Annotated in this window: 22 protein-coding genes and 1 tRNA gene; 13 read left to right on the forward strand and 10 right to left on the reverse strand. The window is 70.6% G+C overall.

The annotated features are described in order from the left end of the window. Positions 1-14: 14 nt before the first annotated feature. Both AC1ROW_RS18175 and AC1ROW_RS18180 read left to right on the forward strand, forming a co-directional pair. On the forward strand, positions 15-281 hold the full coding sequence (locus AC1ROW_RS18175; RefSeq protein ID WP_493020431.1) for a glutaredoxin family protein: 267 nt from the start codon (positions 15-17) through the stop codon (positions 279-281). Then, on the forward strand, positions 278-577 hold the full coding sequence (locus AC1ROW_RS18180) for a Dabb family protein (RefSeq protein ID WP_493020433.1): 300 nt from the start codon (positions 278-280) through the stop codon (positions 575-577). The genes AC1ROW_RS18175 and AC1ROW_RS18180 overlap by 4 nt, the downstream gene beginning before the upstream one ends. Positions 578-648: 71 nt before the next feature. Here the strand turns inward: AC1ROW_RS18180 and AC1ROW_RS18185 are convergent, their stop codons facing one another. The 3 genes from AC1ROW_RS18185 to AC1ROW_RS18195 all read right to left on the reverse strand — a co-directional run bounded on the left by AC1ROW_RS18185 (position 649) and on the right by AC1ROW_RS18195 (position 2,545). Beyond that, entirely contained in the window at positions 649-1,350 is a 702-nt protein-coding gene (locus tag AC1ROW_RS18185; protein WP_493020435.1) for a GntR family transcriptional regulator, read from the reverse strand. Then, entirely contained in the window at positions 1,350-2,048 is a 699-nt protein-coding gene (locus tag AC1ROW_RS18190; protein WP_493020437.1) for a GntR family transcriptional regulator, read from the reverse strand. The genes AC1ROW_RS18185 and AC1ROW_RS18190 overlap by 1 nt, the downstream gene beginning before the upstream one ends. A 110-nt stretch (positions 2,049-2,158) precedes the next feature. Continuing rightward, positions 2,159-2,545, reverse strand: coding sequence for an SHOCT domain-containing protein (locus AC1ROW_RS18195; protein ID WP_374939528.1), 387 nt, complete (start codon positions 2,543-2,545; stop codon positions 2,159-2,161). A 106-nt stretch (positions 2,546-2,651) separates the two neighbouring features. On the opposite strand from AC1ROW_RS18195, the gene AC1ROW_RS18200 reads away from it, so the two are divergent. Both AC1ROW_RS18200 and AC1ROW_RS18205 read left to right on the forward strand, forming a co-directional pair. Continuing rightward, complete coding sequence (locus AC1ROW_RS18200; protein ID WP_493020439.1) at positions 2,652-4,574, forward strand: thioesterase domain-containing protein; 1,923 nt, start codon at positions 2,652-2,654, stop codon at positions 4,572-4,574. Positions 4,575-4,637: 63 nt separating this feature from the next. Continuing rightward, on the forward strand, positions 4,638-5,492 hold the full coding sequence (locus tag AC1ROW_RS18205) for a PPK2 family polyphosphate kinase (RefSeq protein ID WP_493020441.1): 855 nt from the start codon (positions 4,638-4,640) through the stop codon (positions 5,490-5,492). Positions 5,493-5,571: 79 nt separating this feature from the next. Here AC1ROW_RS18205 and AC1ROW_RS18210 read toward each other — a convergent pair whose 3' ends face one another. Beyond that, positions 5,572-6,876: an isochorismate synthase gene (locus AC1ROW_RS18210; RefSeq protein WP_493020443.1), complete on the reverse strand. Its 1,305-nt coding sequence runs from the start codon at positions 6,874-6,876 to the stop codon at positions 5,572-5,574. A 124-nt stretch (positions 6,877-7,000) separates the two neighbouring features. Between AC1ROW_RS18210 and AC1ROW_RS18215 the strand changes: the two genes are divergently transcribed. Genes AC1ROW_RS18215 through AC1ROW_RS18230 form a run of 4 tightly spaced genes read left to right on the forward strand, consistent with a single transcriptional unit; the run spans position 7,001 to position 11,664 of the window. Continuing rightward, positions 7,001-8,059, forward strand: coding sequence for a demethylmenaquinone methyltransferase (locus tag AC1ROW_RS18215; protein WP_493020445.1), 1,059 nt, complete (start codon positions 7,001-7,003; stop codon positions 8,057-8,059). A gap of 21 nt (positions 8,060-8,080) precedes the next feature. Then, positions 8,081-9,139 (forward strand): polyprenyl synthetase family protein, encoded by a 1,059-nt coding sequence (locus AC1ROW_RS18220; protein WP_493020513.1) that lies wholly within the window; start codon positions 8,081-8,083, stop codon positions 9,137-9,139. An 18-nt stretch (positions 9,140-9,157) separates the two neighbouring features. Next, on the forward strand, positions 9,158-10,537 hold the full coding sequence (locus tag AC1ROW_RS18225; RefSeq protein WP_493020447.1) for an FAD-dependent oxidoreductase: 1,380 nt from the start codon (positions 9,158-9,160) through the stop codon (positions 10,535-10,537). A 44-nt stretch (positions 10,538-10,581) separates the two neighbouring features. Continuing rightward, the gene (locus AC1ROW_RS18230) at positions 10,582-11,664 is read left to right on the forward strand and encodes an alpha/beta hydrolase (RefSeq protein WP_493020449.1); all 1,083 of its coding nucleotides are present in this window, start codon (positions 10,582-10,584) and stop codon (positions 11,662-11,664) included. Here AC1ROW_RS18230 and AC1ROW_RS18235 read toward each other — a convergent pair. The 4 genes from AC1ROW_RS18235 to AC1ROW_RS18250 form a co-directional block, all read right to left on the reverse strand. After that, positions 11,570-12,058, reverse strand: a complete 489-nt coding sequence (locus AC1ROW_RS18235) for a YajQ family cyclic di-GMP-binding protein (protein ID WP_055920621.1) — start codon at positions 12,056-12,058, stop codon at positions 11,570-11,572. The two genes, AC1ROW_RS18230 and AC1ROW_RS18235, sit on opposite strands and share 95 nt — an antisense overlap. A gap of 73 nt (positions 12,059-12,131) precedes the next feature. Further along, on the reverse strand, positions 12,132-12,536 hold the full coding sequence (locus AC1ROW_RS18240; RefSeq protein ID WP_493020451.1) for a PIN domain-containing protein: 405 nt from the start codon (positions 12,534-12,536) through the stop codon (positions 12,132-12,134). Then, complete coding sequence (locus AC1ROW_RS18245) at positions 12,533-12,754, reverse strand: type II toxin-antitoxin system VapB family antitoxin (RefSeq protein ID WP_493020453.1); 222 nt, start codon at positions 12,752-12,754, stop codon at positions 12,533-12,535. Before AC1ROW_RS18245 ends, AC1ROW_RS18240 begins: the two co-directional genes overlap by 4 nt. Before the next feature lie 69 nt (positions 12,755-12,823). Then, a complete protein-coding gene (locus AC1ROW_RS18250; protein WP_493020455.1) occupies positions 12,824-12,967 on the reverse strand; it encodes a hypothetical protein in 144 nt (47 codons plus the stop codon). Positions 12,968-13,113: 146 nt separating this feature from the next. Here AC1ROW_RS18250 and AC1ROW_RS18255 point away from each other — a divergent pair, with 146 nt between their 5' ends. The 4 genes from AC1ROW_RS18255 (at position 13,114) to AC1ROW_RS18270 (ending at position 15,352) form a co-directional block, all read left to right on the forward strand. Then, positions 13,114-13,416 (forward strand): helix-turn-helix domain-containing protein, encoded by a 303-nt coding sequence (locus AC1ROW_RS18255; protein ID WP_493020457.1) that lies wholly within the window; start codon positions 13,114-13,116, stop codon positions 13,414-13,416. Positions 13,417-13,480: 64 nt separating this feature from the next. After that, a tRNA-Tyr gene (locus tag AC1ROW_RS18260) sits at positions 13,481-13,565 on the forward strand. A gap of 95 nt (positions 13,566-13,660) precedes the next feature. Further along, positions 13,661-14,473 (forward strand): inositol monophosphatase family protein, encoded by an 813-nt coding sequence (locus AC1ROW_RS18265; RefSeq protein WP_493020459.1) that lies wholly within the window; start codon positions 13,661-13,663, stop codon positions 14,471-14,473. 54 nt (positions 14,474-14,527) lie between these two features. Continuing rightward, a complete protein-coding gene (locus AC1ROW_RS18270; RefSeq protein ID WP_493020461.1) occupies positions 14,528-15,352 on the forward strand; it encodes a M23 family metallopeptidase in 825 nt (274 codons plus the stop codon). Positions 15,353-15,470: 118 nt separating this feature from the next. Here AC1ROW_RS18270 and AC1ROW_RS18275 read toward each other — a convergent pair whose 3' ends face one another. Then, a complete protein-coding gene (locus AC1ROW_RS18275; protein ID WP_493020514.1) occupies positions 15,471-17,207 on the reverse strand; it encodes a glycoside hydrolase family 13 protein in 1,737 nt (578 codons plus the stop codon). A 47-nt stretch (positions 17,208-17,254) separates the two neighbouring features. After that, positions 17,255-18,304, reverse strand: a complete 1,050-nt coding sequence (locus tag AC1ROW_RS18280; protein ID WP_493020463.1) for a LacI family DNA-binding transcriptional regulator — start codon at positions 18,302-18,304, stop codon at positions 17,255-17,257. 208 nt (positions 18,305-18,512) lie between these two features. Here AC1ROW_RS18280 and AC1ROW_RS18285 point away from each other — a divergent pair, with 208 nt between their 5' ends. Beyond that, positions 18,513-19,721 (forward strand): sugar ABC transporter substrate-binding protein, encoded by a 1,209-nt coding sequence (locus AC1ROW_RS18285; protein WP_493020465.1) that lies wholly within the window; start codon positions 18,513-18,515, stop codon positions 19,719-19,721. The last annotated feature ends 31 nt before the right edge of the window (positions 19,722-19,752 follow it).

Below are 19,752 nucleotides of genomic sequence, written 5' to 3' on the forward strand. Positions count from 1 at the left end.
CTAGGCTTAACCGCGTGTCCACCGTCACCGTCACGCTCATCGGCAAGCCGGGCTGTCACCTGTGCGACGACGCACGGGAGGCGATCCGCTCGGTGATCGACGGCCTCCCCGCCGGCGCCCCCGAGGTGCGCGTGGAGGAGCTCAGCATCCTGGAGGACGCCGAGCTGCACGAGCGCTACGTCGAGGACATCCCGGTCGTGCTCGTGGACGGTCGGCAGCACACCTACTGGCGCGTCGATCAGGCGCGCCTGCGCACCGCCCTGCTGGAGGAGGCCCGTTGACCCTGCGTCACGTCGTCATGTGGAAGCTCGCGTCGACCGATGAGGCGGAGCGTGCCGATCAGGCCGCCCGTATCACGGCGGGGCTGGAGTCCCTCCCCGCGGTCGTCCCGGAGATCCTGCGCTTCGAGGTGGGCGTCAACTCCCTGCCGGTGAACGAGTTCGACATCGTGCTCGTGAGCGACTTCGAGGACGAGGCCGCCCTGCAGCGCTACATCGTGGACCCCGAGCATGAGAAGGTCGCGTCGTACATCCGGTCGGTGGTCTCCGGCCGCGCTTCGGTCGACGCGGAGTACTGACCCCGAACGCACGCGTGCCCGGCGCCTGAGGCAGGCGCCGGGCACGTCGAGCGTGGTGCTCGTATGGTCGCTCAGACCACCGGGCTCTCTTCGATGTCCTCGTCGCTGCGGCGGTAGTCCGAGAAGAACTGCGCGAGGGTCGGAGCGTAGAGCGCGCGCACCAGGTCGCCGGCCTTCTCGCCGTCGTGCGCCTTGGCCGCGTCGTAGATCTCGGTGACGCGGGCGGGCAGCTCGTCGGTGTCGAACGGGCGCTTCCAGACCGCGACGTAGCGCAGCACCTGCGGGCTCAGGCCCTCGCTGATGGCGAGCAGCACGTCGTTGCCGCTGTTGCGCTCGAACTCCAGGAAGAAGTCGTTCACCGCACGGCCGAGCGCCGGGAGGTTGTTCGACTTGGCGGCCTTGCGGATCTCCTTGACCGCCTTGTCCTGGCGGCCGAGCGCCGCGCTGTCGAGGTTCGGGACCGAGGTGCGGGCCGCGTACTCGTGCAGGAGGCCGGTCGTGTAGATCGCTTCGTCGATCGCGCGGAGGTCGATGGGCGCCACGCGCGTGTAGCGGTTCGGCGCCATCTCGACCAGCCCGATGTCGGCGAGCTTCATCAGCGCCTCACGGATCGGCGTGCGGGAGACACCGAGCCAGGCGGTGAGCTTCTCGTCCAGCAGGGTCTCGCCCGGCTCGAGCGTGCCGTCGAGGATGCCCTCGTAGAGGCGGTTGTAGACGACGTCGCGCAGGAGCTGGCGCTCGACGGGTGCGGAGTCTTTGACGGGGAGCGGCATCAGCGCCCCTCCTTCCCTGTGAGTGCGGCCTTCTTCGTTCCGAACTCGTCCACCACGGTGACGAGTCCCTTGTTCCAGAAGTCGGACACGCCCTTGGCGGCCTTGGCGCCGTTGCCGGCGATGGCCGCGTCGACGGCGGACGCGACGTAGGGCGCGCCCTTCGTGAACGCCTTCGAGGACGGCGCCGCGATCAGCGCACGCCGCACCTCGGGGAGGTGGCGCGTGAACAGCTTCGCGAGCGTGCGGTTGTCGAGGCGGCGGAGGAAGACGTTGATGAAGCCGTCGGTGAGCACGCGCTCCTTGACGAGCTCCGCCATGTTCTCGCCGTCGCCGAACCGCTCGGTGAAGGCGCGGAGGGCGTCCTTGTCGTCCTCGGTGAGGAGCGGCGTCGCGTCGCGCACGATGCCGACGAGGAGGCTGCCGACGGTGTCGATGAGCGCACGGAGGCGCACCGGGTCGATCGGGGTCACGCGGGTGCGCTTCTGGGGCATGATCTCCACCAGCCCCATCGCCGCGAGCTGGTTGAGGGCTTCGCGGACGGGGGTGCGGGAGACCCCGACCCACTTCTCGATCTCAGCGTCGTAGAGCTGTTCTCCTGGCGTGAGGTCCCCGTCGACGATGGCGTCGAGTAGACGAACGAAAACTTCGTCCCGAATGAGCCGTCGGGGACTGACGGCCTCTGCGATGGGTACAGGCATACATGAATATTACATCCACCTGCGTCGGATGCAAGGCCATCGCGTGATGAAGTCAGGCGTGTCGTATCGCAGGATAGCCTGTCCCGCCCTCAAAAGCGCCTGAGTGGCACTCAAAAACGGTTGCCGAGAGCCTTCGCCTTCAGCGCGTCGAACTCATTCTGGCTGATCACGCCCTTGTCCAGAAGCGCCTTCGCCTGCTCGATGTCGGCGGCCGGCGTGGCCGACGGCGTGGGATGCGTGTAGTAGTCGGTGTCCTCCGGGACGGTCCTGCGGTCCCGCGCGTTGCGCTCGGCCATCCCGCGGCCGCGCGCGATCAGGTACACCAGGGCGGTGAGGAAGGGCACGAAGATGAGGAAGATCACCCACACGGCCTTCCACCAGCCGTTGAGCTTGTCGTCGCGGAACAGGTCGACCAGGATCGTGAACAGCACCATCAGGTAGGCCACGAAGGCAAAGGCCCAGAAGATCAGCCAGATGAAGTTCCAGAAACCGTTCACGATGGGCTCCTCCCGGTCGGTGTGCACACGGTAACGGTGCGGCGGCACGCCTGGCTAGACGGCAGTGCTCGGCCGTCCCGACAGTCGTCGCGGTTAGGCTGACCGCATGCTCAGCCAGCTGCCCCCTCGCGTGTGGCGGGGGAGGACGCCCGCCGGCTGGGCGGGGCTCGTCGCCGGTCTGATCGTCGGCGTACCGGTCGCCCTGGCGGCGGGGCTGGCGCTGCTCGCGCTCGGCGTCGTCGCAGTCGTCGTCGGAGCCGTCGTCGGCCTCCTGGCGCTCGCCGCCGAGTGGGCCTGGTTCGCCGTGCAGCGTGCGTCGCGCGTGGCCTACCCGTTCCCCGTGTCCGCCCCGCGCCGCCGACGCGCGAGGCGCACGGCCCTGAGCGCCGTGTACCTCAGCGCCGCGCCCCGGCTGACCGGCGGGCTGGCCCGGGTCGCCGGCTGGGTGCTCGGACCGCTCGCGCTCCTGATCGGGCTCGTCGGGATCGTCCTGCCGCGCTGGCGCGCCCGGCCGTACCTCGCGGTCTTCACCCTCCCGGCGCTGCTGCGCAAGACGGTCGCCCTCGGCCGCCGCCGCGGGCTGCTGCGCGACGGGCACGACGCCGTGCTGCTCGGCTACGACGACCTTCTGGAGCGGCGCTTCCCGCTCCTCCACGACTTCCTCACCTGGTGGGGCGACCCGGGAGCGGGCGACGCCTATACGCCGACGCCCGGGCTCCCCGACGTGCCGGCCGGGCTGCTCGGCCTGGACCTCGGCCCGTCCCCGGATCCCCTCGGCACGCCCGGGCTCGCCGCGGGGGCGATGCGCCGCCGCTCCGTGCACACCCTCCGCGATCTGCTCCTCAGCCAGCGCGAGATCGACGACCTCTGCGACCCCGACCTGGACGAGCGCATCGAGACCGGGGTCATCCGGCTGGTCGAACGCGAGCACGACGGCGTGCGGCGCTGGATCGTGCAGTTCCCGAGCACGAAGTCGTGGAGCCCTCGGCCCGGCGTCGCGCCCAACGATCTGACCGCGGACCTCGTCATCGGCGCCGAGCAGGAGGCGACCATCACGCGGGCCGCGCTGGAGGCGATGCGGGAGGCCGGCATCCGGCCCGACGAGCCCATCGTCCTGGCGGGGTTCAGCCTCGGCGGGATGGTCGCCGCGCAGGTCGCCCTGCGTGCGCACGCGGCGGGGTTCGCCGTGACGCACCTGGTCGTCGCCGGCACTCCGCTCGGGCGCCTGCCCGTCCCGGCCGGCATCCGCACCTTGGCCATCGAGCACGTGCTCGACCTCGTCCCGCGCATCGACGGCCGGGAGAACCCGGTGCGCCTGGACCTCGACGGCTCGCGCACGCTGGTCACCGTCAAGGCCGGCCCGGCCCTCGCCCCCGGCTTCCGGCTCGGCGCGCTGCACCAGGCAATCGCATACGCGGACACCGCCGGGGCGATCGAGGCGGACCCGCCCGGAGACGTCGTGGCCGGGCTGCTGGCCGAGTTGCGACCGTTCTTCGGCCCGGGGCAGCGCGTCCACGACCGCGCGGCGCTCCGGGCGGGGAGCCTGACGGCGCAGGCCGCCGTCCCGCTGTACCTGCACAGCACCGTGGAGGAGGGCATCACGCGCGGCGCCCTGCGGCAGTCGCTGCGCAGGCTCCCCGGCGTCTACGCGGTGGACGTGTACCAGTCGCGCGGAGGTCTCGCGACGACGATCCTGTGGAGCGCCGACGTGCTGGTGCGGGCTCTCGAACCGTGGCTCGCCCCGACCAGGCGCGCGGCGATCTACCGCGGGCTGCTGTCGCTCCTCGGCCGGCGGCGCGCCGTCGGCATCCACCTGCGGCTGCAGGCTCGCGAGACGCCCGGGCTGACGTGGGAGGCCACGCTGCAGCGGATGCCGGACGGGCGCTGGCGCGAGACCATCGACATCGTCGTGGACGACCGGGCGCGGCCCGTGGACGTGTCCCGGCTGTTCCCCGAGGGCGTGAGGACACGGGTGGTCATGCACCGGCCGGACGCCTTCGAGCCGGTGCTCGACGCCGCAGGGGTCTGATCGCGTCGTACGATCGGCGGTACGGTCCGACACCGAGGACGGACCCTGGGGCGAGGAGGCGACATGGGACGCGAGACGTTTTGGGCCGAGGACCCCGACCCGCTGCTGCGCGTCGGCGAGGGTTTCCTGCTCGCCGACGCGGACACCGCGGCGACGCCGGCCTTCGACGGGCGCAAGAAGGACGGCCAGGCGGCGCTCGCCGAGGGCGCCGCGATCCTCGCCGACCTCCAGGAGCGGCTGTTCGCGGCCGGGACGCTCGGCGACCGGCGCAGCATCCTGCTCGTGCTCCAGGCGATGGACACCGCGGGCAAGGGCGGCATCGTGACCCACGTCGTCGGGCAGATGAACCTGGGCGGCGTGCGGTACGCGGGCTTCACCAAGCCGACGGAGGTGGAACTGGCCCACGACTTCCTCTGGCGGATCTGGAGTCACGTGCCGGCGGCGGGCGAGGTCGGCGTCTTCGACCGCTCGCACTACGAGGACGTCCTCATCGGCCGGGTCCGCAAGCTGGCCCCGGAGGAGGAGATCGAGCGCCGCTACGACGCGATCAACGAGTTCGAACTGGAGCTGGCGGAGTCGGGGACGACGATCGTGAAAGTGATGCTGCACCTCGGCAAGGACGAGCAGAAGAAGCGCCTGGCCGACCGGCTGAAGCGCGTCGACAAGCAGTGGAAGTACACGACGGGCGACGTCGACGAACGGCTGCTCTGGGACAGCTACCAGGACGCCTACCAGGTGGTGTTCGACCGCACGTCGACCGCCTATGCGCCCTGGCACGTCGTGCCGGCGGATCGCAAGTGGTACGCGCGGCTCGCGGTCCAGCACCTCCTCATCCACGCCCTGGAGGAGCTGCAGCTGGAGTGGCCGTCGCCGGACTACGACGTGCAGGTCGAGAAGGCGCGGCTGGCGGCGAGCTAGGGCGGCGCGCGCTCAGGCGGCGGGCGCTGTCAGGCCGCGGCCGGGTCAGGCTGCGGCCGAGCTCAGGCTTCGCCCGGGGTCAGCCGAAGGCTTCGACGATCGGGCGGAACTTCATGGTCGTCTCCGCGTACTCCCGGGCGGGGTCGGAGTCGGCCACGATGCCCGCGCCGGCGTAGGCCGTGAGGTCGCCGGTCTCGTCGAGCTGCGCGCAGCGCAGGGCGATCGCCCATTCGCCGTCGCCGTCGCCGCCGACCCAGCCGACCGGGCCGGCGTACCGCCCGCGGTCGAACGGCTCCAGCTCGCGGATCAGCGCGACCGCCTCCGGCGTCGGCGTCCCGGCGACGGCGGCCGTCGGGTGCAGGGCGTCCGCGAGGTCGAGCGAGCTCGACCCGTCGCTGAGCGTGCCGGCGATGTCGGTCGCGAGGTGCCACAGGTTCGGGAGCTTGAGCGTGAAGGGCTCGTCGCTCGCTCCGAGGTCCGCGCTGTGCGGGCGGAGCGCGTCGAGCACGCTGGACACGGCGAAGCGGTGCTCGCCCTGGTCCTTGGCCGAGCTCGCGAGGGCCAGCGCCGAGGCGCGGTCGCTCTCGGCGTCGCGGCCGCGCGACATCGTGCCGGCCAGTACGCGGGCCGTCACGGTCCCGTGGTGCACGCGGACCAGAGTCTCCGGCGAGGACCCCACCAGCCCGTCGACGGCGAACGTCCAGCAGTCGGGATAGCCGAGCGCGAGCTCCACGAGCGCCCTCCGTACGTCGGACTCCAGTGGGAGGTGCGCGGACAGCTCCCGCGCCAGAACCACCTTGGAGAGGTCGTGCTCGCGGATCCGCGCCACCGCCGTCGCGACGGCCGCCTCGTAGCCGTCCTCGTCCAGTCCGGCCGGGAGGAGGCTGAGCCGGTACTCGTCCCCGAAGGCGATCGGCCGAGGCAGCCCCGCGTGCGCCGCGTCGGCGCGTACCCGCGGGTCCGCGGGGGCGGCCGCCGCTGAGTCGTCTGCCGGCGTGATCCGCGTGATCCAGCTCCGCCCGCCGCGGCGCCCGAGAACGATCTGCGGCACGATCAGGACACTGGTGGCCGTGCTCTCGTCGTCGAACGCGAAGGTCCCGAACGCGACCAGGCCGGTGCCCGGCGTCCGCACGGAGTCCGTGACGGTCGCGGCCTGGACGGTCGCCCGCCATGCCGCCGACGCCTGCCGGATGCGCTCCGGGCCCCGGAACTCCAGCCGAAGCGCTTCGCCTATGCCGGCGATCCCCTCGCCTTTCCGGATCCACACCAGGGGCCGCCGGGAGTCGAGGAAGGGAACGAGATGCCGGACGTCGTCGAGGGGGGTGGTCTCGACCGACAGGGCGGTCACGCCCGTAGCCCGGCGGGTGGTCGAGGGTGCTGTCACCGGACCAGCCTACGCCCGGGGCGCTGAGCGCCGGATGCGCGGCGGCTGGGCGTTGACCCGGTGGCGGATGCACAGCGCGGGGCCACGAAATGCACGGCATGTCGGCGCAGCCTAAGCTGGGGGGGTGAGTAAGGCCGACCTCCGCAAGCAGCCCTCCCAGGTCGCCGCCATGTTCGATGAGGTGTCGACCCACTACGACCGGACCAACACCGTCCTCTCGATGGGCAACGCGACGCTCTGGCGGCTGGCGACGACCCGAGCCGTCGGCCCACGCGCCGGCGAGACGATCCTCGACGTGGCGGCGGGGACCGGCACCTCCAGCGCGTCCCTGGCGCGCAACGGGGCGAGTGTGGTCGCCGCCGACTTCTCGGAGGGCATGATCGAGGTCGGCAGGCAGCGGCAGGCCGGCAACCCGTTCATCACGTTCGTGCAGGCGGACGCCACGAAGCTCCCGTTCGACGACGACACGTTCGACGCGGTCACGATCTCGTTCGGCCTGCGCAACATCGTCGACCCGCGCGCCGCGCTCGCCGAGTTCTACCGGGTGACCAAGCCCGGCGGCCGGGTCGTGGTGTGCGAGTTCTCCCAGCCTCCCGTCGCCGCGATCCGTGCGGGCTATGGCGCGTACCTGCGCTACGGGATGCCCGTGCTGGCCCGAGTGGCGAGCTCGAACCCCGCGGCCTACGAGTACCTGATGGAGTCCATCGAGGCGTGGCCGAACCAGCCGGCGCTGGCGTCGTGGCTGCGCGAGGCGGGCTTCGAGCGCGTGGCCTGGCGCAACCTGACCGCGGGGATCGTGGCGCTGCACCGCGGGTGGAAGCCGGTGGAGGCGGAGAAGCCGGCACAGCCGGCGGAAGCGGCGAAGCCGGCCACGAAGAAGTCCGCGGCTAAGAAGCCGGCGGTTAAGAAGCCGGCGGCTCAGAAGCCCGCTGACGTGACGCCTGAAGCTGCGAAGCCCGCCGCTGCGAAGCCCGCCGCTGCGAAGCCTGCTGCTGCCGCGAAGCCTGCTGCTGGGAAGCCTGCTGCCGCGAAGCCTGCTGCCGCGAAGCCCGCTGCCGCGAAGCCCACCCCTGCCAAGCCCGCCGCCCGCAAGGCCGCGCCCGAGTCCGCAGCGCGCGCGGGATCCGACCGCCCCGTCGGCTCCGAAGACTCCACGACCGCCATCCCATCCGAGGGGGAGTAAGTGCCACGTAGCGTTCCGGCGGTGCGGCGACCCGCGTCGCTCAGCAGCCAGCTCGGCCTGACCGAGCGGATCTTCGTCCGGGGAGAGGACCGCCAGGTCGCCAACGCGGTCGACGACGGGCTCGCGCAGGTCGAGGAGGCGCTGCACCGCGAGATGCGGTTCGCCGACAATCTCGCGGACGTCACAACCCGGTACCTCCTGGAGGCCGGCGGCAAGCGCGTCCGTCCCATGCTCACGCTCCTCACCGCGCAGCTCGGCGACGGGAACAACCCGCGCGTCCTGCAGGCCGCGCAGGCGGTCGAGATCACCCACCTCGCCTCGCTCTACCACGACGACGTGATGGACGACTCGCAGATGCGGCGCGGGGTGCCGACGGCCCAGTTCGTCTGGGGCAACTCCGTCGCGGTCCTGACCGGCGACCTCCTGTTCGCCCGGGCCAGCAAGCTCGTCTCGGCACTGGGCGAGCGCGCCATCCAGCTTCAGGCGGACACCTTCGAGCGGCTGTGTCTCGGCCAGCTCCACGAGACCATCGGGCCGCAGGACGGCGAGGACCCGATCGCCCACTACATCCGCGTGCTGGAGGACAAGACCGGCTCCCTCATCGCCGTGGCCGCCCAGATGGGCGTCGCGTTCTCGAACGCCGACCCTGCGTACGAGCAGCCCGTGGTGACCTTCGGCGAGAAGATCGGCGTCGCGTTCCAGCTCATCGACGACGTCATCGACCTGTCCTCGGTCGGCGTCGCGGAGACCGGCAAGACGCCGGGCAACGACCTCCGCGCCGGCGTCGCCACCCTGCCCGTGCTGAAGCTGCGGGAGCGCGCGGCCGCCGACCCCGAGGCGCGCGCCCTGCTGGAGCGGCTCGAGCGCGACGTCATGGGAACGGCCGAGGAGGGTGAGATCACGCCGGAGGCCACTGCGGCGATCGCTGCGCTCCGGGAGCACCCGGTCACCGCGGACACCCTCGCGGAGGCGCACCGCTGGGCCAGGGAGGCTGTGGAGGCGCTCGAACCGCTGCCCGACGGCCCTGTGAAGAAGGCGCTCGTGCGGTTCGCCGACACGATCGTCGAACGTTCGAGCTGAGCACGAAGGAATCAACGCATGACCAAACTGCGACTGGCGATCGTCGGCGCCGGCCCGGCCGGGATCTACGCCGCTGACATCCTGCTCAAGGCGGAGCGCGGCTTCGACGTCTCGATCGACCTGTTCGAGGCACTCCCCGCGCCGTACGGACTGGTGCGCTACGGCGTCGCCCCCGACCACCCGCGCATCAAGGGCATCATCACCGCGCTGCGCGAGGTGCTCGACCGCGGCGACATCCGGATCTTCGGCAACGTGACCTACGGCGTCGACATCACGCTCGACGACCTCAAGAACCACTACAACGCGGTGATCTTCGCGACCGGAGCCGTCCACGACTCGGCGCTCGACATCCCGGGCATCGACCTCCACGGCTCCTACGGTGCGGCCGACTTCGTGAGCTGGTTCGACGGCCACCCCGACGTGCCGCGCACCTGGCCGCTGGAGGCGAAGTCCGTCGCGGTGATCGGCAACGGCAACGTGGCGCTCGACGTCTCCCGCATCCTGGCGAAGCACGCCGACGACCTGCTGCCGACGGAGATCCCGGACAACGTCTACGAGATCCTGAAGAACTCGCCGGTCACCGACGTGCACGTCTTCGGGCGGCGCGGCCCGGCACAGGTGAAGTTCACGCCCCTGGAGCTGCGCGAGCTCGGTGAGCTGCGCGACGTCGACATGATCCTCTACGACGAGGACTTCGAGTACGACGAGCACTCCAAGGACGCCATCGCGAGCAACAAGCAGGTCATGGTGATCGACCGCGTGCTGCAGCAGTGGCGGCAGCGCGAGGTGGGCGCGGCCTCCCGGCGGCTGCACCTGCACTTCTACGCCAAGCCGCTGGAAGTGCTCGGCGACGAGGGCGGCAACGTGCGTGCGATCCGTTACGAGCGCACCGAGTCGGACGGCGCAGGCGGCGTGCGCGGCACCGGCGAGATCCGGGAGCTGGAGATCCAGGCGCTCTACCGCGCGGTCGGATACTTCGGGTCGCCGCTGCCGGGGATCCCGTTCGACAAGAAGCACGGCGTCATCCCGAACCACGAGGGCCAGGTGCTGCGCAACCGCGACAACGAGCGGATGTACGGCGTGTATGCGACGGGGTGGATCAAGCGGGGCCCGGTGGGCCTCATCGGTCACACCAAGTCGGATGCGATGGAGACGATCAAGCATGTGATCAACGATCAGGGCAACTGGTGGTCTCCCGCCGACCCCTCCGAGGAATCTGTGGAGAACCTGCTGCGCGAACGCGGTGTGGAGTACACGAATCTCGACGGCTGGCACAACCTCGACGCGCACGAGCAGGCGCTCGGCGCCGAGCGCGGCCGCGCCCGCATCAAGGTGGTCCCGCGCGAGGACATGCTGCGCGCGTCGAACGGGGCCGCGGTGGAGGCTGCGGCGGAGTAGGACGCCTCTCGCATTCGGCCCCTCCCGTCTGGCACGCTGGTGTCATGGTCGGCCCAGCGGAGTGGCGCCCCGACGTCCTGGGCGCCGGGTTCCAACAGGTGACGCTCCCGCTCGGCCACGACGCCGAGGGCGAGGTCGTTGCCACGCTGGTGCGCTACGAGCCGTGGCCGCACCTGGCCGACCTCCGGCCGGGCCGTCCCGCTGAGGAGACCGACGTCCTCTACGTGCACGGCTGGTCGGATTACTTCTTCCAGACCGGGCTCGCGCGGTTCTGGCACGAGCAGGGCGCGCGGTTCTTCGCGCTGGACCTCCGCAAGTACGGCCGCAGCCTCCGGCCCGGTCAGACTCCCGGGTTCGTGGACTCGCTGGACACCTACGACGACGACATCGAGGCGGCGCTGCGGGCGATGGGCCACGCGGAAGGCGAGCGCTCGCACCGCCGGCTGATCCTGCTCGGCCACTCGACGGGAGGCCTCACCCTCAGCCTGTGGGCCGACCGGCATCCCGGCCGGGCGTCGGCGCTCATCCTCAACAGCCCGTGGCTGGAGTTCCAGGCGCACTCGGCGGGCCGGGCGATGCTCGCGCCGCTGGTCGACCTGCAGTCCCGGATCGAGCCGAGGGCCGCCATGCCGAACGTCGACCTCGGCTTCTACACCCGGTCGGTCTCGCGGACGCTGGACGGCGAATGGGACTACGACCTCACCTGGCGTCCGGTGCGCGGGTTCACCGTGTATCCCGCCTGGCTCACGGCCATCCTCGCCGGGCACACCCGTGTCGCGGCGGGGCTCGCGATCGACGCCCCGGTGCTCACGCTGCTGTCGGCGCGCTCCACGCTGCTGCCGTACTGGACGACCGACATGCTGAGCTCTGATGTGGTGCTGTTGGTGCAGGACATCGCCGTGCGCTCGCTGCGGCTCGCGCCGACCGTGACGGTCGCACGCGTCGAGGGGGCGCTGCACGACGTGTTCCTGTCGCGGGAGCCGGCGCGCGCGGCGGCCTACGGGCAGGTCGTCCGCTGGCTGAGGGGAGCCCTCAGCGGAAGTTCACGAACTGCAGGGCCACATCCAGGTCGGCGCCCTTCAAGAGGGCCATTGTCGCCTGGAGGTCGTCCCGGCTTTTCGAGCTGACGCGGAGCTCGTCGCCCTGGATCTGCGACTTGACGCTCTTGGGTGCCTCGTCGCGGATGAGCTTGTTGATCTTCTTGGCGGCGTCCTGCTCGATGCCGTTCTTGAGCCCGACCTCGATGCGGAACTCCTTGCCCGACGGGTACGGCTTGCCGGTGTCGAGCGACTTGAGGGTGATGCCGCGCTTGATGAACTTGGACTCGACGACCTCGAGCACGGCCTTCACGCGCTCCTCGGTGTTGGCCTTGAGCAGCACCTTCTCGCCGCTCCACTCGACCGAGGCGCCGACGTTCTTGAAGTCGTAGCGCTGCTCGACCTCCTTGCGGGCCTGGTTGACGGCGTTGTCCGCCTCCATCTTGTCGACCTTGCTGACGACGTCGAACGAGGAGTCTGCCACTGTTCCATTCCCTTCTGTTGGCCAAGCTCCAGCTTACGCGGCCGTGGCGGCGCACTCCGGGGACGACCATCCTCTACGCCGCGACGTACTCCTGTCGCACGACTCCTTTCGTGGCGTGTTCGATGTAGCCGAAGTCCAGGTCGGAGTTCAGCACCACGGCGTCGTTGGCGACGGCGTAAGCGGCGATGAGGCAGTCGAAAGCTGCCGCGGCGCGAACCAGTCCCGCGTTCCAGAGTGCCCACTGGATGTCGAGGGCGTCGCGCTCGCCCGGGTGGTTCCACGCTCCGAGGAGCGAATCCATGTCCTCCCTCAGTTCCGCATGTTCCTGAGGCGAACGCGCGGAGTGGCAGTACTCCAGCACCTGGGGCGGACAGGTGATGATGAGGTGCTGCGGCGAGATCTCCCTCAGCCGCTGGGCGATGGCCGCGCTCGATCCCGCTTTCTGCCAGATGCTGTTATCGACCAGATAGGTCGTCACGACGTGGCGCGTCCCGGTTCCGGTGCGATCGTCGGGGCGTCGATCTGGCTCGGATCGAAGCGCCGGCCGATGACGCGCTCGACAGCGGACGGCTGGCTCCGGACGGCGATCAGGGTACGGAGCGCGAGGTCTACCACCTCACGATTGGTCGCAGCGCCGGTCAGCTCCTTGGCCTGCCTCAGCTCTTCCTGGTCGATGTCGATCGACGTGATTGCCATGTCGCCCCCTGCGGTCCTGTTTCTATATACCGCAATATATAACGGCGAGGGCGGCCACGACTGTGCCGCTCAGGCCGTCTGCTGGAGCTCCGCGTAGTAGGTGACGTGGCAACCGTCCCCATTGCACTCGACGCAGACAACGATCTCCTCGCTGTGCTGCCGGGGGTCGGCACCCGTCCCGTCGCACCGTTCGCAAATCTCGAGGGTTCTCATGCCCACGATTGTGCGCGCGGCCACCGACATCGGCCGCAGGAGGCGGGGTGTGTCGCGAAGTAGTGGCGACTCATGCGAATTCTGCTGTGGGCGGAATCCCAAAATCGGATCGGCGCGGACACCGGCGCCCGGCTTAGGCTTCAGGCATGTTGATGCGGCACGCGATCGGCTCCGTGCTCCGCCGGCTGCGGACGGAGCGGGGTGCGACCCTGCGCGAGCTGTCGGAGACCTCGCGCATCAGCATCCCGTACCTGTCGGAAATCGAACGCGGCCGCAAGGAGGCGTCGTCCGAGATCCTCGCCGCGCTCTGCCGGGTGCTCGACGTGACCGAGCGGGAACTGCTGGCGCAGGTGGTCGCGGAATTCGCCGAGGCCGAGGTCCTGACGCTGGTGCGCGACGGCGGCGACGCCCGCCGGGCCGACGCCCCGACGGTGCTCCTCGCGGCCTGACCGCCCCCGATTTCGTTCGGCGGCGCGCGCCGAGTATCCTTACATGGCGCCTTCGGGCGCGAATGGCGAGTTACCCAAGCGGCCAAAGGGATCTGACTGTAAATCAGCCGGCGTAGCCTTCGGGGGTTCGAATCCCTCACTCGCCACCATCCGAAAGGGATCCGGTTCGTCCGGATCCCTTTCCGCGTTTCCGGGCTCCCGCGTCTCTGCGACCGGTTCCGGCATCTGTGCCAGGCTTGTCCCCATGCCCACCCCCACCGAGCTGCTCGAGATCGCCACCACCGTCGCGCGTCGTGCGGCCGCCCTCGCGTTGCAGCGGCGGAGGGATGGGGTGGAGGTCGCGGCTTCCAAGTCGACCATCACCGACATCGTCACGCGGGCGGACCGGGAGTCCGAGGACCTCATCCGCAGCGCGCTGGCGGCGTCGCGGCCGCGGGACGGGTTCCTCGGGGAGGAGTCGGGCGGGGAGCGGGGGAGCAGCGGGCTCACCTGGGTCGTCGACCCGATCGACGGCACGGTCAACTACTTCTACGACATCCCGGCCTGGGCGGTCAGCGTCGCCGTCGTGGAGGGCGACCCCGATCCGGCCACGTGGCGGACCCTGGCGGGGGCCGTGGTGAATCCGTCGACCGGGGAGGTGTTCACGGCGGCCGCGGGAGGCGGCGCGCGGCTGAACGGCGAGCCCATCCGGGTCAATGACGGGGTAGAGTTGCCGCTCGCGCTGGTCGGGACCGGTTTCGGGTACGACCCGGAGATCCGGCGCAAGCAGTCGGCGTTCGTGCACGAACTGATCCCGCAGGTGCGTGACATCCGGCGGATCGGCGCGGCCTCCCTCGACCTGTGCTCGGTCGCGTGCGGGCGGCTCGACGCGTACTACGAGCGCGGCCTGAACCCGTGGGATCACGCCGCCGGGGCGCTCATCGCGCAGGAGGCTGGGGCGAGGGTCGGCGGCCTCGACGGGGCGCCGGCGGGCAAGACGCTGATCCTGGCGGCGGGGCCGGACCTGTATGCGCAGCTCGACCCGCTGGTGCAGGGGTACTACCGGAACTGGGAGTGACCGGGGCGGCCTCCCGAATGGTGGGGCAGTTACCGTTTCGTTATATTAGGTCGGGTGCGCCATGGAACCAGACCTCGGACGGGTATCGGCGCGTCGTCGGCGCAGAGCCTCACCCGTCGCGAGCTCCGGCAGCGTGAGCAGGCGGCCCAGCGCGCGCGCGAGCCGCGGTTCGGCCGTGGGGTGAGCGTTCTCGCGATGCTCTCGGTGCTCGGGATCGCGGTCGCCACCACCGTCCCGGCGATGGCGCTCCTGACCGATGACCAGGTCCGCGCCCGCACCGCGTCGGCGCCGTTCTCCAGCGCGCCGGCGTCGGAGGGGGAGGTCCAGGCGCTCGACAGCATCGCGCCCGAGCGGGAGGTGATCGTCCGCGACGGCAGTGCTGCGACCTCCGGAGAGCAGCTCGCGGCGATCCGTTCGATGCGGATCGCGGACACGTTCCGCAACAACCCGGCCGGCGCCATCCAGTGGCCCTTCCCTGTGGGTGTGCCGATCACCTCCGGTTTCGGGCCACGCGAAGCGCCGGCTCCGGGGGCCTCCACCGACCACCTCGGCGTGGACTTCGCGCCGGGCGCCGGCGTCCCGATCCAGATCATCGCGGACGGCGTGGTGCGGGAGGTCGTCAGCGTCGACCGCGGAGGCTGTGGCGTGAACGTGACGATCGACCATCAGATCGGCGGACGGCTGATCAGCAGCAAGTACTGCCACCTGCAGACCGGGTCGGTGAGGGTCGCCGAGGGGCAGCGGGTGCGCGTCGCCGACATCGTGGGCACGGTCGGCAACACCGGCATCTCGACCGGGCCGCACCTCCACTTCGAGATCCGGCTGGACGGCACGCGGCCGGTCGACCCGGTGGCCTGGCTGAAGGCCAACGCGAGCTGACGTCCGCAGCCGGTGGGCAACGGAGGAGATCCGGGGCGACACGCCGGCCGGGGACGGCGAACGGAGGAGATCCGGCCCGGGTCGGGGCGGATCTCCTCCGGTGGCTACACTCGGCGGGTCAGATCAGCCAGGCGGTGGTGTCCTGGGGGAGCATGCCGTTCTCGAGCGGGCCGCTCGCGAGGATGACGGTGCCCTCGGGCAGCGGCAGCGGGGACTTGGCAAAGTTCACCGCGACGGTGACCTTCCCGGAGCGGAACAGCAGCGCGTTCTCGCCGGCGTTCGACCACTCCAGCTCGCCGAACGCGAGGTCGTGCTCGCGGCGGGCCGTCAGCGCCTCCTGGTACATGGTCAGCGTCGAGCCGGGCACGCCCTCCTGCGCGGAGCGGACGTAGTCCGCCCAGATCGCCGGCTGGGGCAGCCAGCTCTTCGGGCCAGGGCCGAAGCCGTACGACGGGTCGGCGCCCTCCCACGGGATCGGCACGCGGCAGCCGTCGCGGCCGTAGCGCTCGCCGTTCGTCCGGAACCAGGTGGGGTCCTGACGCGCCTCGTCGGGGAGGTCGATGGCCTCCGGGAGGCCGAGCTCCTCACCCTGGTACAGGTAGGCCGAGCCGGGGAGCGCGAGCATGAGGGCCGTCGCGGCCCTGGCGCGGCGCAGGCCGAACGCCGGGTCCGGGATGCCGTGCGACTTCGGGCCGATGCCGTGACCCTGCGGGTTGTCGCCGGTCAGCGCCAGCCGGGTGGCGTGGCGGACGACGTCGTGGTTGGAGAGCACCCAGGTGCTCGGGGCGCCCACGCTGCCGAACACGGCGATCGAGCGGTCGATCACCGAGCGGAGTGCGACCGCGTCCCACGGCGTCTCCAGGTAGCCGAAGTTGAAGGTCTGCTGCATCTCGTCCGGGCGGACCCAGTTCGCCAGCTTCTCCAGCGGCTCCACCCACGCCTCGCCGCAGAGGACGCGGTCGCCCTCGTACTCCTCCAGCACCTTGTGCCAGTCGCGGTAGATGTCGTGGACGCCGTCCTGCCCGAAGTACGGCGGCGTGACGGGCTCGCCCTCGGCGTGCGCGCTGATCTCCGGCTCCAGCACGATGCCGCCGGTGGTGGTGGCGATCGCGCCGCCGCCCATGCTGCCGGCGTTGGCGGGAGGGGTGTAGTCGGGGAGGCCGGCCTCCTTGATCATGCCGTGCGCGACGTCCACTCGGAACCCGTCGACGCCGCGGTCGAGCCAGAACCGCAGGACGTCGCGGAACTGCTCCCGGACCCACGGGTTCTCCCAGTCGAAGTCGGGCTGCGACTTGTCGAACAGGTGCAGGTACCACTGGCCGGGCGTGCCGTCCGGCTCGGTGACGCGGGTCCAGGCGGAGCCGCCGAAGATGGACTCCCAGTTGTTGGGGGCCTCGTCGCCGTTCGCGCCCTTGCCGTCGCGGAACAGGTAGCGCGCCCGCTCGGGGCTGCCCGGGCCGGCGGCCAGCGCCTCCTGGAACCAGACGTGGTCGCTGGACGAGTGGTTCGGGACGATGTCGATGATGACGCGCAGCCCGAGGTCGTGGGCGGCCTCCAGCATCGCGTCGAAGTCGGCGAGGGTTCCGAAGCTCGGGTCGACGTCCCGGTAGTCGGCCACGTCGTAGCCCGCGTCGTTCTGGGGCGACGTGAAGAACGGCGACAGCCACACGGCGTCGACGCCCAGATCGCGGAGCGCGGGGAGGCGGCGGGTGATGCCGGGGAGGTCGCCCATCCCGTCGCCGTCGGCGTCCGCGAACGAGCGCGGATACACCTGGTAGATGACAGCGGAACGCCACCACTCGCGGCCGGGAATGCTGGGCGAGAGCGTGCGGGAGGATTCGGAAGTAATGGGGATCACCTGTCTTGGGAGGGAGGCGGGGGAGGTCGTGGGGTGCGGGCGCGTCACGACGCGGGCGGCGCGGCCGTGCTCTCGCGGACGATGAGCTGGTACGGCACCGGGATCGTCATTTCGGCGGCGTCGGAGGCCATGCTAGCGGTTTCGGGCTGTGCGGCGGCCGACGGGTCGAGCGAGCGCATCAACAGCTCCACCCCGAGCTCGCCCTGCTCGGTGGGGAACTGCGCCACGGTGCTGAGGCCGAAGAACGCCGACAGCTCGAAGTCGTCGATGCCCACGATCGACACGTCGTGCGGAACCCGGATGCCGAGATCCCGCGCGGCCAGGATGGCGCCGATCGCCATCTCGTCGGAGGCCGCGAAGATGCCGGTGGGCCGATCGGCGGGCGATCCCAGCAACTGCTTGGCCGCGTGGTACCCGCCGGCGATGGTGAAGTCGGCGGTGCGGTACGCGCCCGCGTCGATCGGGATGCCCGCCTGGGCCAGAGCGCGCTCGTAGCCGTGCCGGCGACTGGTCGGGATGTGGAAGTCCAGGTCGAACTCGCGACCGCCCCCGATGTGGCCGATGCGGCGGTGGCCCAGCCCGATCAGGTGGGCGGTGGCGAGCTCCGACACGGCCACGTCGTCGATCGTCAGAGAGCGCACGCCCTTCAGCGGGCCGCCCACGCTGACGAGCGGCTTGCCGAGGTGCAGGAGGCGGCCGATCTCCTCGTCGGTCAGCTCCAGCGAGATCGCAATCACGGCGTCGACCCGCTGGCGCAGGAGATGCTCCTGGAAGACGATGCGGCGTTCCTCGCCGCCTCCGCTCAGGTTGTAGAGCGTCAGGTCGTAGCCGCGACGGAGCAGGGCGCGCTCGGCGCCCTCGATGACGGAGGCGAAGTACCACCGGTTGAGATGCGGGACGACGGCGCCGATGTTCTTCGTGCGGCCGGACGCGAGGCTCGACGCGTAGGACGACACGACATAGCCGAGGGTGGCAGCCGCCTCGGTCACGCGCGAGCGGGTGGCGGCTGAGACGTTGGGTGCGCCGTTCAGCGCGCGCGAGACCGTCGCCGTCGACACGCCCGCGAGGCGCGCGACGTCTTCGATCCCAGCCATCTCCGCCCTTCCTCGTCCGGTCTGATCCTAGTGGCGGGGAACGGCGGTATTCGGCCGTTCCTGCAAACGCTTCCAGAATTGCATGCAAGTAGGTGCCTGGTTAGGGTCAGGTAGAGCAGTGATCCGCGGAAAATCAAAGATTGCGCTCTGCGTTTTCGTTTGCTATCAATGAAAACGTTTGCAAATCACAGACCGAAAGGCAACACCAATGACGGTGAAACCACGCATCCTCCTGACCGCAGCGGCTACGCTCACTGCCGTCCTGGCACTCGCCGGGTGCTCGGCGGGCACCTCGAGCTCGAGCGCGGCCGACTCCTCCAACAAGACCCCGCTGACCGTCTGGGTCGACGCGGACCGCGCGACGGTGCTCAAGGACGCAGCCGCGACGTTCACCAAGCAGACCGGGGTCAAGGTGACCCTGGTGCAGAAGGACTTCGGCAAGATCCAGGACCAGTTCGTCGCGCAGGTGCCCACCGGCAAGGGACCCGACATCACGATCGGCGCCAACGACTGGACCGGCAACTTCGTCGCCAACGGCGTCGTGCAGCCGATCGAGCTCGGAGACAAGGCCGCAGGCTTCCAGAAGGTCGCGATCAACGCCATGAGCTACGAGGGCAAGACCTACGGGCTGCCGTACTCGATCGAGAACATCGCCATCCTGCGCAACACGGCGCTCGCATCCGAGCCGGCGACCTCCTACGCGGACATGGTCTCCAAGGGCTTCCTGGTGCAGGTCGGCCCGCAGTCGGACCCCTACCACCTGTACCCGTTCCAGGCCTCGTTCGGCGCCCCGGTCTTCGGGACGAACGCCTCCGGCGGTTATGACCCGACGAAGCTCGAGCTCGGTGGCGCGCAGGGCGACGCCTTCGCCGCCTGGCTCGCCCAGGAGGGCAAGGCCGGCGTGCTGCGGACGTCGGTGACCGGCGACATCGCCAAGCAGCAGTTCCTCGCGGGCAAGGCCCCGTTCTTCCTCACCGGGCCGTGGAACGTCGCGGACGCCGAGAAGGCCGGCATCAAGCTCGCCGTCGACCCGATCCCGTCGGCCGGCGGCAAGGCGGCGACGCCGTTCGTGGGCGTCCAGGGCTTCTTCATCAGCTCCAAGACGAAGAACAAGCTGGCCGCGAACGACTTCCTCACCAACTACATCGGCACCGAGAAGGTCCAGACCGAGCTCTACAAGGTGGGCGCCCGCCCGCCGGCGCTGACCGCGGCCTTCACGAAGGCCTCCAGCGACCCGATCATCGAGGGCTTCGGCAAGGTCGGCGCGACCGGTCAGCCGATGCCGAACGTCCCGGCGATGGGCAAGGTGTGGCAGTTCTGGGGCGTGACCCAGGCGTCGATCATCGACGGCAAGGGCGACCCGGCCCAGCTCTGGCAGAAGATGACCAGCGACATCCAGGCGGCCATCCAGAAGTGACGGCGCCGCTCCGGCCGGCGCGGGCAGCGTC

The sequence above is a fragment of the Leifsonia sp. GW821-FHT13C09 genome (assembly GCF_058806435.1).